The organism is Acinetobacter sp. 'aerobic (ED)' (genome assembly GCF_904886855.1).
GTDB classification, from domain to species: Bacteria; Pseudomonadota; Gammaproteobacteria; order Pseudomonadales; family Moraxellaceae; genus Acinetobacter; species Acinetobacter courvalinii.
This window is the reverse complement of sequence record NZ_CAJHGI010000001.1, coordinates 512738-525653: the sequence shown is the minus strand read 5'-3', so window position 1 is coordinate 525653 and position 12916 is coordinate 512738. Positions and strand designations below refer to the sequence as shown.

Annotated in this window: 11 protein-coding genes; 7 read left to right on the top strand and 4 right to left on the bottom strand. The window is 41.5% G+C overall.

What is annotated here, in order from left to right:
- Positions 1-144: 144 nt before the first annotated feature.
- Positions 145-1683, bottom strand: a complete 1539-nt coding sequence (gene ilvA, locus JO943_RS02485) for a threonine ammonia-lyase, biosynthetic (RefSeq protein WP_032872894.1) — start codon at positions 1681-1683, stop codon at positions 145-147.
- 104 nt (positions 1684-1787) lie between these two features.
- Here ilvA and rpiA point away from each other — a divergent pair, with 104 nt between their 5' ends.
- A complete protein-coding gene (rpiA, locus tag JO943_RS02480) occupies positions 1788-2459 on the top strand; it encodes a ribose-5-phosphate isomerase RpiA (protein ID WP_009512766.1) in 672 nt (223 codons plus the stop codon).
- Positions 2459-3154, top strand: coding sequence for a M48 family metallopeptidase (locus JO943_RS02475; protein WP_202739897.1), 696 nt, complete (start codon positions 2459-2461; stop codon positions 3152-3154). Before rpiA ends, JO943_RS02475 begins: the two co-directional genes overlap by 1 nt.
- Here the strand turns inward: JO943_RS02475 and JO943_RS02470 are convergent.
- The 3 genes from JO943_RS02470 to JO943_RS02460 all read right to left on the bottom strand — a co-directional run bounded on the left by JO943_RS02470 (position 3151) and on the right by JO943_RS02460 (position 7021).
- Positions 3151-3762, bottom strand: coding sequence for a CDP-alcohol phosphatidyltransferase family protein (locus JO943_RS02470; RefSeq protein WP_202739896.1), 612 nt, complete (start codon positions 3760-3762; stop codon positions 3151-3153). The two genes, JO943_RS02475 and JO943_RS02470, sit on opposite strands and share 4 nt — an antisense overlap.
- Positions 3763-3878: 116 nt before the next feature.
- Positions 3879-5363 (bottom strand): alkaline phosphatase, encoded by a 1485-nt coding sequence (phoA, locus tag JO943_RS02465; RefSeq protein WP_202739895.1) that lies wholly within the window; start codon positions 5361-5363, stop codon positions 3879-3881.
- Between the two features lie 146 nt (positions 5364-5509).
- The gene (locus JO943_RS02460; protein ID WP_005286100.1) at positions 5510-7021 is read right to left on the bottom strand and encodes a hypothetical protein; all 1512 of its coding nucleotides are present in this window, start codon (positions 7019-7021) and stop codon (positions 5510-5512) included.
- Positions 7022-7317: 296 nt separating this feature from the next.
- Between JO943_RS02460 and argC the strand changes: the two genes are divergently transcribed.
- The 5 genes from argC (at position 7318) to JO943_RS02435 (ending at position 12896) form a co-directional block, all read left to right on the top strand.
- Positions 7318-8367, top strand: a complete 1050-nt coding sequence (argC, locus tag JO943_RS02455) for an N-acetyl-gamma-glutamyl-phosphate reductase (protein WP_202739995.1) — start codon at positions 7318-7320, stop codon at positions 8365-8367.
- A gap of 81 nt (positions 8368-8448) precedes the next feature.
- A complete protein-coding gene (locus JO943_RS02450) occupies positions 8449-9198 on the top strand; it encodes a DUF6776 family protein (protein ID WP_005230716.1) in 750 nt (249 codons plus the stop codon).
- A 22-nt stretch (positions 9199-9220) separates the two neighbouring features.
- Positions 9221-9634, top strand: a complete 414-nt coding sequence (gene clpS, locus JO943_RS02445; protein WP_165569270.1) for an ATP-dependent Clp protease adapter ClpS — start codon at positions 9221-9223, stop codon at positions 9632-9634.
- A 614-nt stretch (positions 9635-10248) separates the two neighbouring features.
- Positions 10249-12534, top strand: a complete 2286-nt coding sequence (clpA, locus tag JO943_RS02440; RefSeq protein WP_202739894.1) for an ATP-dependent Clp protease ATP-binding subunit ClpA — start codon at positions 10249-10251, stop codon at positions 12532-12534.
- The gene (locus tag JO943_RS02435) at positions 12534-12896 is read left to right on the top strand and encodes a YnfA family protein (RefSeq protein WP_005257818.1); all 363 of its coding nucleotides are present in this window, start codon (positions 12534-12536) and stop codon (positions 12894-12896) included. Before clpA ends, JO943_RS02435 begins: the two co-directional genes overlap by 1 nt.
- Positions 12897-12916 lie beyond the last annotated feature (20 nt).

Below are 12916 nucleotides of genomic sequence, written 5' to 3'. Positions count from 1 at the left end.
ACTAAATGATAAAAATGTCTTTTTGTTCATTTTAAAATGGAATGGTTTTCCGTTTGTAATGATTTTGTGTTGTTGTCGCGCAACCCATCAACAGAGACGAAAAAATAAAGCCGACATCAAGCCGGCTTTAAGTCATTAAACTGCTTATTTAAGGAAGCGTTGATAACCAATATTGTTACTGATTTCGGCATATGGATAAGTGATCTGTTCCAGTGTTTCAATCAGACCATCGGGATTCTGTTTGGCATCCGTGGCTTCCAGACCGACCAGTACACGACCTTCCGCTGCACCGTGATTCCGGTAATGGAACAGGGTAATGTTATGGGTTGGTCCCAAGCGCTCAAGGAAGGTGAGTAGTGCACCTGGACGTTCCGGGAACTCAACACGGAACAAACGCTCATTTTCAATATTGGCATGACCGCCAATCAGATAACGGATATGCAGTTTTGCCACTTCATCATCAGACAGATCATCGACTTCATATTGCTGTTTCAACATCTCATGAATTTCATGGCGTTCGGTTTCGCCACCTTTGAGGCTGATGCCGACAAAGACTTGAGCCAGATTGCTTGAGCTGGCACGATAGTTGAATTCAGTAATATTACGACCTTGCAACGCACGACAGAAATGCAGGAACGCACCTTTTTGTTCAGGAATGGTGACGGCATAAATGGCTTCACGGCGTTCACCTAACTCGGTACGTTCTGCAATATAACGTAAACGGTCAAAGTTCATGTTGGCGCCGCACACAATCGAGACCATGTTTTTACCGGTCAATTGATGCTCTGCAACATATTTCTTGATGCCAGCCAAAGCCATGGCGCCTGATGGCTCAACAATGCTACGGTTTTCATCAAAAGTATCTTTAATCGCGGCACAGATCTCATCGGTATTTACAGTTACGATAACTGGATCAACGATTGGACCTGAATTATCTGATTTACGCAGTCGGATAATATCAAAGGGCAACTCGCCAATCTGCGCAACCGCTGTACCATCGGCAAAGAGGCCCACATGTGGTAACACCACACGTTCGTCGGTTTCCAGTGCTGCTTTTAAACATGCCGATTCTTCATACTCGACACCGATGACTTTAACGTGTGGCGCGACTTCACCGAGGTAGGCTGCAACACCTGCAATCAATCCACCGCCGCCCACAGCTACAAATACATATTCAACATCACGCCATTGACGCAGTAATTCATTGGCAATGGTGCCTTGACCGGCAATCACCAGCTCATCGTCATAAGGTGGGATGAAAACCAGTCCTTCATCTTCTGCACGTTGTTTTGCATATTTATTGGCAACGTCGAAGCTATCGCCATGTAGCACCACTTGGCCACCCAGACTTTTGACGGCTTGAACTTTAATATCCGGTGTGGTGCTTGGCATCACAATAATGGCATGAATACCTAATTTTTTCCCAGATAACGCTACGCCTTGCGCATGGTTACCTGCGGATGCACAAATCACACCACGCTCAAGCTGATCTTTAGGTAACTGGCTAATGCGGTTATAAGCACCGCGAAGTTTGAAAGAGAACACAGGTTGTAAATCTTCACGCTTAAATCGAATGTTATTATTAATTTTCTGACTAATTCGTGGAGCTGCTTCAAGCGGTGTTTCAATTGCAACATCATAAACCGTTGCTTGTAAAATTTGTCGTACCACACGAGACAGCATGTTCTTCTTCCCTATAACAGTTTAAAATAGACGATCATTGTAGCAAACCCCCGTGCATTTGCGCTGTTTTCTTGCAGCAAATGTCAAAATAGTTGAGTGAAGTCATGAGTCTATATGCAACCCAAGATGAAAAAAAACAAGCTGCGGCAAAAGCAGCTTTGAAACATTTGCCTAAAGGCGGCATTTTGGGCGTAGGAACAGGAAGTACCGTTAATTTTTTAATTGATTTATTGCCTGAATTGCAATTAGAGGCGGCAGTTGCCAGTTCGAATGCAACAGCTGAGCGTTTGCAGAAGCTCGGCATCGAAGTGGTTGATATGAACTCTGTGGGTGGTCTGGATGCCTACGTAGATGGTGCTGATGAAATTGATCGTCATATGCATATGATCAAAGGTGGTGGTGCTGCCTTAACCCGCGAAAAAATCGTTGCGTCAATCGCAAAGAAATTTGTATGTATCGTTGATGATTCGAAATGGGTTGACCAGTTGGGCCGTGATTTTCCACTTCCTGTTGAAGTGATTCCGATGGCACGTTCTGCTGTTGCACGTAAAATCGTCGCTTTAGGTGGTGATCCGGTTTATCGCGAAGGTGTGGTTACGGATAACGGTAACGTGATTCTGGATGTATTTAACTTAAACATTCTGAATGCACTTGAGCTGGAAAAAACCATTAACGATATTCCAGGCGTGGTTACGAACGGTATCTTTGCACTCAATGCAGCGAGTATTGCGATTGTTGCAACCAATAATGGTATCGAAGAGCGTACTGCACAATAATGCAGGTAGTTTCTTTAGAAACCTTATTACCTGAAATTAAAGTGGTTCGACATGCAAGGGCGAGAAATCTGCGCTTGCGTGTGGAACCTACAGGTATTCGTTTAACGGTTCCACTATTTTGCAGTAAAAAACAGATCCAGCAGTTTTTAACTCATTCTGAGCAATGGCTGGTTGAAACCTGGGTCAGACAACAAAAACAATTTAATCACAACCTAGATTTTCCAGAGCAACTTTCATTATTTTTTCATTCTCAACCGTTTCAGATCATTCGACAAACACAACGACATATTTTTAAGTTTGATTGGGAACAGCAAACCATCTTTATACGAGATACGGCATCGGAGAAAGCGTTACAGGCGGCTGTCATGGCCTATGCCAAGCAATTTTTACCTGATTATCTGGATCAGATCAGTCAGGAAATCGGCTTGGCTTATCAAGCTTGTACTATTCGAAATCCCAAAACCCGCTGGGGTAGTTGTAGCTCCAAACATGATATTATGCTCAGTGCCGCATTGGCGCTGATGCCTGAACATAATGTCAGGGCGGTGTGCGTACACGAATTGGCACATACCAGACATTTTGACCATAGCGCGGCGTTCTGGAATGAAGTTGCCAAATATGATCCAAATTATCTTGTGCATCGTCAGCAGTTGAAGCAAATTCAATTACCGAGTTGGTACTATAAAAAGGACTAACCGTTAAAAAAGCGGTTATGTTGTACAGCTAAGCCTTTTCGGATACGCCAGGCCTGTTTAAGGTTAGGAACATCATTCTGCCAGTGTTTTAGTACAAGGATAATGGCAATGATTTCTGCACGGGTCAGAATTCCTAACCAGAATACGATCAGGAACAGAATATGAGAATGTCCTGTTAGGATCACTTGTACCAACAGTGCAAATAAAAATAAAGTCCAGACTTTGGCGCCCAGACTATGGGTGGCAACTTCCTTGCGAAACTTAATGAAACTCACCACATAAATCGCCATTTCAGATGCAACTAAAATAATGATTGGATAGAGTTGTTGTTGGAAAAAAGCCGGCTGTTGCAGGTAAATTGAAACGATTGCACAAATAAAAAAGATTTGATCAACATTGGAATCAAGTCGGCGTAAGCGTTCAGTTGAAACCTCGAGATGTCGGGCAAGCATGCCATCGAAGATATCGCTAAGCAGACCCATTGTGAGAAAAATGACGGTATAGATCGGATAAAATTCCGGTTGGAATAACGTCACTGCGACGATGAGAAAACCGAGTATGATTCTGGAATAAATCAGTAAGGTCGGAATTTGATATTTTAAAGACATGAATAAAGTGAAATAACATGATTATTTTGAGTATAGCATTTGGGTAAATGAAACAGTTTTAACATGATCGCTTTCATGTAAATGACAGCAGCCTCGAAAGACTACTGTCCTTAAAACTATTTAATGCCTAAAGCATCTCTCATAATGAAGAATAAATCAGTTTGATCGAGTAAGCCTGATACATTGGCAGCACGCGGACCATAAGCAGCTGTACGAACTTGGGCGCCGGTATGATGCTGGCTTTTACCTTCAGGTGCAGTCCCATAATTGATTGCCATAGCGACGCCATCTTTGGTTTTGAGTGCTGCTGTTTGACCAGGGCTGTCACCATCCACAGGAATGATCTGGCTGGTATGCGCATGGTCACCTGTGACAATAATCAGAGTGTCGCCATGTTGTTTTGCAAACTGTAAAGCTACTTGAATGGCTTGATCCAGTTGTACGGTTTCACCAATTTGACCACATGGATCTGCTGCGTGATTTCTTTTGTCAATTGAACCGCTTTCAACCTGTAAGAAGAAACCTTTAGGGTTTGGTTGAAGCAGTTCAATGGCTTTTTCAGTCATTTGAGCCAAGCGGGGGGTAGAAGCACTAAATTCAGCATTATCTCTACAACTTTCCGCTTCCTTTTTATGTCCATCCAATTGAGTTGCTGGACCTGTCCAGATCACAGGAAGATTTCCATCTGCAAATAAACCGAGTAAAGGTTGGTTTTGATTGGCACGATCAACTGCTTTTAACGCGTTGAGGTCTTCGACGATACGGTAGTTTTCTAATTTCGCGCGTTCAAATAATGTCTTGCCTTGGAAAGGACCTGCTTTTGCTACTTCATAGAATGTTTTCTTACCGCCGCCTAAAGTCACGTCTGCTCGAGTTGTTAAAAGCTGTTCGGTAATTGAACCTAATCCACCTTTCTCAAGTGCACTTTCGGGACAACGTTTGCTGGTTTCATTTGGTCCATAACATTTACGTGAGCTGATATGGGAAACCAAGGCAGCAGGCGTTGCATCTTGTAACTCTGTGGTGGTGACATTCCCCGTTGCAAAACCAGCTTTCTTGGCGAGTTCCAGAATAGTTGCATGCTGTTTTTGATAGATGTCTACACCCAGTGCATTGTTATAGGTCTTCACTCCTGAAGCCCATGCTGTCGCTGAAGCTGCCGAGTCTGTTACATAATCAATCGCACCATTCTTATCCAGTGCATAGGTGGTATAACTTCCGGTAAAAGGGAGAACATCTAAACCTTTAAAATAACCCGCAGCGCCTTCGGCATAGTTTCTGGCTGAGGTAATCTCGGAATCACTGGTGCCATCGCCAATAAACAGAATAATATTTTTTACGGTCTTGTCACTTAAAGAATTTTTTAAAGCTTGGGTACGTTCTTGTTTTAAGCGGGTTGCACCACCGAACTGACGAATATCACCGTTTGCACCCGGTTCTAATAATTCTCCGGGCTGTGGGTTGGGAGAGGAAATAGGAGGTTCTGTTGTTGGTGGTTTGGGTTGTGGGGTGGGCTGGTTATTATTAGCGGAATCATTGTCGCTTCCGCAACCAACAAGCAATGAAATAAGGGCGGGTAAAAGTAATGGTTTAAGTTTCATTTAATTTCAACCTAAATATTAGTTGAAATGGATAGTAATAATAAAATGTTAAGGTTTGGTTAAAATTATATTTTGATTTTCTTTATATTATTTAAAAAAGGCACCAGAACTAAAATTCCAGTGCCTGGTTTTATACGCTAAGTGATTTAAAAACTACATTGTAATTGAGTGCTTTGTAGTTGATCGGGGGCTTTGCGATTATCAAGGCCAGCACTTGCACTGATCACCTGATTGGCTTTGATTCTGATCTGAATAAAATTATATTGGAAGGTCGGGTTAGTCGGCTGAGATGAGCTGCTATTAAGGAGATATTCATGAGTGGTTTTATCGACTTGTAATAGATTATCAGTACTGTCGGCATCAAGAGTTGAGCGATAGTTTTGAGAACCTTTAATCAGTTCAAGTACACCATTTGCCCGCACATTAAGTTGACAGCCATTACCATCGTCATAATGACCAATTAAATACTCAATAGAAGGCAAATTCACATTCACCAGATTAATGCCAGTTAAGCCTTGCTTACATGGATAAGCAGAGCCATTGCAGGTGGCAGTGGTATCTACAAAGCCAACTGCGCGACGATAATCTCCAGCGCCAGAAACGCGAAATGAATCGTTAGATTCTATTTGAGGATCGAAAGCATAAACTTTTTGTTGTAATAAATTATAGCCTGGTAGGTTGATTGAATCTTGCTGATAGCTCTTTGCCAGTTCTAAGGTCGCTTCTTTTAGAGAGGCACCATATTGATCCCGAATTGTTTTCTGGTTCGCAGCGATTTTTAACAGCGTATTTTGAGCGGGATCGACATTTTCTGGTGCAGTGGTAATCAGTGTTCTTAAAGTTGTTTTATCACCCCGAACTTTTTTTGCATCAAGTTGCCCATCTCTTAAATCGACTGCCAAATTTTTGGTAAATTCGTTAAAGAAGTCGTTTGGGAAGGTGTTAGCCCATTGTTGAATATAACCAAAACTGAAAAAAATACTTGTATAAAGTGCGGGGAAATCAGCGACATCTTGGGTTGTAAAACTACTGAGTGAATAGGCAGGACTTAAATTAGGTAGATCAATACTATTAAAAGCACTTAATAAAGCGGTATTCACATCATTGGAAGCCAGTTTAAGGTGTAAGCTGCTAATCCCTGTTGGATCAATTTTTGTATCACTTGGAAGGTAACCCGAACGAATAAGCGCTCTTTGATAAATCGCTTCTGAGTTTGGATTAATAAAAACATTTTTACTTGTTGAGTTGAGATTAAATTCAATGAGTGCGTTTAAAGTAGTAGATACGTTATCGTATTGACCTGATAATGGATTATAAATAAGTGCAGTTGGCTGGGTTGTTAATTCAACTCTATAAATCCGGTTCTGGATGTTTTGAGGTAAGGTAAGCACAAGGTTGGTAGTGGTATTGGCTTTTTGTTCTAAAATTAAAGTATTTTCTGTATTGTCATAAACCTTAATCGTTATATTACGCATCTCCACCGGTACTTTAACATTTAAGGTTCTTGGGCTGGGTGTTGGTGTCGTTGGAGTTTCAGTCGGAAGCGGTGCTTCACTTTCACCACTTCCACATCCAACCAATGTTGAACTTAATAGCAGGGTACTGAGTCCCAAGCAAATATAGTGATTTAATCTTTGTTTTTGTTTCAAAGAAGGCATTCCAGCTCTCCAAAATTTTGCATCCATGAAATTTATTATTACCGCAATGTTTTTTTATTCTATTCGAATCCCTCACGGAAACAATAGTATTTCTTGACCAATGGTGAAATCATTTTTAATAAAACAAAATTGATTTGTCTTTAATTATGGGTTCATAAAAATATAGACAGAAGATAACTGCATAAATTTCCCAGATAGCAGGTGTTTATTTTCTTAAAAGTTAGAGACTTGAAGATTGTGTAAAACAGGGCAAACTGCCATACTACTGGCCTAAATGAAAGCTAGAGGTGTCACACGTGATTTCTGTTGGTATTGTTGGTGGAACTGGATACACAGGGGTTGAACTATTACGTCTATTACTTAGACATTCACAGGTTCAAGTTCGTATTCTCACTTCTCGTACAGAAGCAGGAAAACGCGTTGCTGATATGTTCCCAAGTTTACGTGGTCATACGACACTTGAGTTTTCAGATATGGATTTAGAACAGTTAAAACAATGTGATGTGGTGTTTTTCGCGACGCCACATGGTGTTGCCATGCAGCATGCAGAAGTTTTAACCGCTGCGGATACTAAAGTAATTGATCTTGCGGCAGATTTCCGTTTGCAAAATCTTGAGCAATTTGAGAAATGGTATGGCATGCAACATAGCTGTCCAGCGATTTTAAAAGACTCTGTCTATGGTTTGACTGAATTAAACCGCGAAAAGATCAAACAGGCGCAAGTGATTGGTAATCCTGGTTGTTATCCAACTACAGTACAATTAGGTTTGGCGCCATTGTTAAAATCGGCAACGCAACTAATCAATACGCAAAGTATCATTGTAGATGCAAAATCGGGTGTATCCGGTGCTGGTCGTAAAGCCAGTCTAGGTATGATCTACAGTGAAAATGCAGATAATTTCAAGGCTTATGGTGTTGCTGGACATCGTCATCATCCAGAAATAGTTGAAGCACTGGAAAATATTTCAGGACAAAAAGGTCAGTTTGATCAGTTAATATTTGTGCCTCATCTGGTTCCGATGATTCGTGGCATGTTGAGCACGATTTATGTGGATTTAAATGAACAGGGTCAGCAAACAGACTTGCAGAAGCTTTATGAAGATTTCTATAAAGATGAACGCTTTGTCGATATGATGCCTGCGAATAGCTCACCGGAAACTCGTAGCGTTCGTGGTGCGAATGAGCTCAGAATTGCGCTTTATCGCCCGCAACCGAATAAGCTGATTGTGTTGGTAGCGCAAGATAATTTAGTGAAGGGTGCAGCGGGTCAGGCGATTCAAAATATGAACCTCATGTTCGGTTTTGATGAGGCTGCTGGCTTAGAAGGTATTGGTTTATTACCATAAAAAACGCTTTTTTACTTCACACACATTTAAATTTCGATTTTAATGTGTGCTTTGATGCAAATCATAACGATAGAGATGATGATGGAAAACGTTGAACCGACTACTTCACCAGACAGTTCCGTTGAAAAAAATAAGTTTTTAAAAACGAATTTACCTTTGATTATTGGTGCTACCGTTCTGATCGGTAGCAGTTTTATGCTGGGTTATACTGTCGGACACCGTCAGGGTTTAACCGTTGTTGGTTACGATGCTGATGCGGAACAATTGGTAGATGTTGTCCAGAAACAGAAGACCGCTTTGGATGCTGTGAGTAAGAGCTTAAATGCGGCTGTACAAGAGCGTGATATGGCGGTAGGTAACGCAGATGACCTATTCAAATCTGTGAATCAGGCCAATGCCGATAAAGCCCAGTTTGAGGGAATGAATGCGATTTATCGTGAAATCCTCAGACAACGTGGTGGTGTAAGTTTAACGATTCAAAATATGGCAATTAAGTCATTACCTGAAAATGCGTATGAGTATCAGATTGATCTTGTTCAGGTCAGCCCGAACAAACGCCGTGCTTCAGGTTCAGTCGAATTACGTCTGATTAAGGATACTGAAGTTTTAGTGGTACCTTTAGAAGATAAAAACTTCAACTTTGAAGATTTTGAGCGTTTAACTGGCCGCTGGACCATGCCAAAAGGCTTTACGCCGCAATTTATTGAAGTGCGCTTAACTGGATCAGGTACACCAATCATTAAACGTTTTAGCTGGCAACGTGGTAAGCCTGTGGATGTAAGTTCTGCCTTTGTGTCAGAAATTCCTCAAGCCGAAGCGAATGCTCAATAATTTTTTAGATTAAGAACTGGATATGCGAAGATACAAGCGTCAAATGAATTTAAGTGAAGTGAAAAACTCTTTTCATCAATCAGGTTATGTCGATTGGCACTTAAATCCACGTTTAAGTGATTCGCAGGAAGATCATGAAGGTGAAGTGGTTGTACAGACAGCCCCACCTGAATTAAAGCGTCCGCCATTATATGCGGTGGTTTTAATGAATGATGATTACACCCCAATGGATTTTGTCATTGAAGTTCTACAAAGTTATTTTGGTATGGACTTTGATCAGGCCAGTCAGGTGATGCTGACCGTTCATTATGAAGGTAAGGGAACAGCAGGCATTTACCCACGTGATATCGCTGAAACCAAAGCCAATCAGGTGAATAACTATGCCCGCGCGCAAGGCCATCCATTGTTATGCCAGATCGAACCTGAGCAGCGTTAAGAAAAGCAACGCTTTTTAGCTGCGCAAGACCTTGCGCCATGTTATGGCTCATATGTTGTGAGTGAAGGCCTTAAGAAAAGCGAAACACTTGCGGAATTCCATTCCTCATGCGCAAGACCTTGCGCCATGTTATGGCTCCTATGCTGAGAGTGAAGGCATTAAAACTTATTCCTGCTCTATAAACGCATAGCAAAACACTTGAGAAGTTTCTACACTTCTCGGGAGTTTAGCGCCTGATGATGAAATTGAGATTTAGTATTCATCCTTAAAATGTTAATTCATATTGGCTTAATTCTTCAGAGACACAATGAATATTCGAAAAATTCACTTTAACTACATTATTCTGATATTTATTAAGTAAATCATCAAATTTGTTGAATATTTAATCAAATGGCTGGATTTTATCCACTTTGTAATTGAATTTTTACAACAATACTTTGTTTTGAAACTTGACCAAGATAGTCAACTAATGCTAACAGTAGAATATGAAGCAAAGAGACTTGTAGATGTAGATTCAACCACGTTTACAGAAGCTCAGCGGATCAAGTTAATAATTCGCTTTTTCATTAAAAGATTCTCTTTTTTTGATAGAGCCCAAGATATAAGGGGGTTACATGCTCAGTCGTCAATTAGAAGTATCGTTACGTTTGGCTGTTAGCATGGCTCGTCAAAAGAGACATGAGTTTCTGACAGTTGAACATTTGTTGCTTGCCTTGCTGGATAATGATTCAGCCGTGAATGCGTTAAAAGCCTGTGGAGCTGATATCGTTACTTTGCGTAAAGAACTAGAGGAATATGTAGAGCAACATACCCCGAAACTTGGTGATAATAGTGAACAGGCGCCTCATCCGACAGAGAGTTTTGATCGAATTCTGCAACGTGCCATTTTCCATGTTCAGTCAAGCGGCGGCGATCGTACTGTTGAAGGTGCGGATGTACTGGTTGCAATGTATTCGGAACGTGATTCTTTTGCCGTTTATTTGCTTAAACGTCATCAAATTAACCGTCTGACACTGACTCAATACTTATCTCATGGCACACGTAAAGATGAGATTCAGGTTGAGGAAGAAGTTGAAGATATTGAAGGTGAAAATGCAGCATCTGCCAATGCAGGCCCATTGGAGCAATATACGCTTAACTTAAATGTTGAAGCTCAAAAAGGTAAAACAGATCCTTTAATTGGACGTGAAAAAGAGATTGAGCGTGCGGCACAAATTTTATGTCGTCGTCGTAAAAATAACCCGCTTTTAGTGGGTGATCCAGGCGTGGGTAAAACCTCAATTGCTGAAGGTCTGGCTTGGTTAATCGTGAATGGTAAAGCGCCAAAACCATTGGCAAATGCCGAAGTGTATAGTCTGGATATCGGTGCACTGGTCGCAGGTACCAAATATCGCGGTGACTTTGAAAAGCGTTTGAAACAGTTATTGAATGCTTTGAAAAAGAATCCAAATGCGATTCTATTCATTGATGAAATTCATATGATTATTGGTGCTGGTTCCAGCATGGGCAGCACCATGGATGCATCGAATCTGATCAAGCCTGCATTAGCAAATGGTAGCTTGCGTTGCATTGGTTCAACCACTTTCCAGGAATATCGTCAGGTATTTGAAAAAGATCATGCATTGTCTCGTCGTTTCCAGAAAATTGACGTGAATGAACCGAGTATTAATGAAACGATTGAAATTTTACGTGGCTTGAAAAACAAGTTCGAAGATTTCCATCATGTTGAATACGATGATAAAGCGTTAGTTGCGGCTGTTGAGTTGTCTGCGAAATTTATCAATGATCGTTTCTTGCCAGACAAGGCAATTGACGTGATTGATGAAGCAGGTGCGCAGCGTCGTTTAAAAGCGGAAGTAGATGGTACCACCATCTCTGTTGAAAATATTGAGGACATCGTCTCCAAGATTGCCCGTATTCCACCGAAAACGGTTTCTAAAGATGATAAGTCCGTACTTGAGAATCTGGAACGTGATCTGAAACGTGTGGTATTTGGGCAGGATGAGGCCATTACGGCACTTTCATCAGCGATCAAATTGTCTCGTGCAGGCTTGAAAGCACCAGATAAACCAGTCGGTAGTTTTGTTTTTGCTGGCCCAACAGGGGTAGGTAAAACCGAGGTTACCAAACAGCTTGCCAAGCTGTTAGGTGTCGAACTGGTTCGTTTCGATATGTCGGAATATATGGAACGTCATGCGGTTTCCCGTTTGATCGGTGCACCTCCGGGCTATGTGGGCTATGATCAAGGTGGTTTGCTGACTGATGCGATTCATAAAAATCCGCATTGTGTACTCTTGCTTGATGAGATTGAAAAAGCGCATCCAGATGTATTCAACTTGTTGTTGCAAATCATGGACCATGGTGCTTTGACCGATAACAATGGTCGAAAGTCTGATTTCAGAAATGTGATTATTGTTTTAACCACCAATATCGGTGCTGAAAGTATAGTCCGTGCCAGCATTGGCTTTACTGAACAAGATCATAGTTCAGACAATCAGGATGCAATGAAACGTGCATTCTCACCTGAATTCCGTAACCGTTTAGATGGCGTGATACAATTTAAAGCACTTCCAACCACGATTATTGATTCAGTGGTCGATAAGTTCTTGACCGAGCTGCAAGCGCAACTGGATGAGAAACAGGTGGTGCTGGATGTCGATCAAAGTGCACGTGACTGGTTATCGACTAATGGTTATGACCGTCTGATGGGTGCTCGTCCGATGCAGCGTCTGATTCAGGAACATCTGAAAAAGCCACTTGCCGAGATGATTCTATTCGGTGAGCTTGCTGAGCATGGCGGTAACGTTGCGGTTTCTGTGAAAACAGAAAATGGCAAAGATGTCGGTTTAAAACTGGAAGTATTTGAAGATCATATTAACCCGAGTGCTGAACCTGCTTAATGTTTGAACTTTCTTTCTCAATAACCCAAGTACTTAAAGTATTTGGGTTATTTTTCGTCACAGCAATTGCTGAAATCTTAGGGTGTTATTTTCCTTATTTGATTTTAAATCAAGGAAAGTCACATTGGTTATGGATTCCTACGGCCTTAAGTCTGGCTGTATTTGTTTGGCTGTTAACCTTACATCCGGCTGCATCGGGTCGTATCTATGCGGCTTATGGTGGGATCTACATTTTTACGGCTTTGATGTGGTTACGCTATGTTGACCAGGTCATGCTGACACGTTGGGATATTTTGGGTGGGATCGTTGTTGTTTGTGGCGCCTGCCTGATTATTTTACAACCGCAAGGTTTGGTGCGTTAAATAAACATCAGCATGGTGCA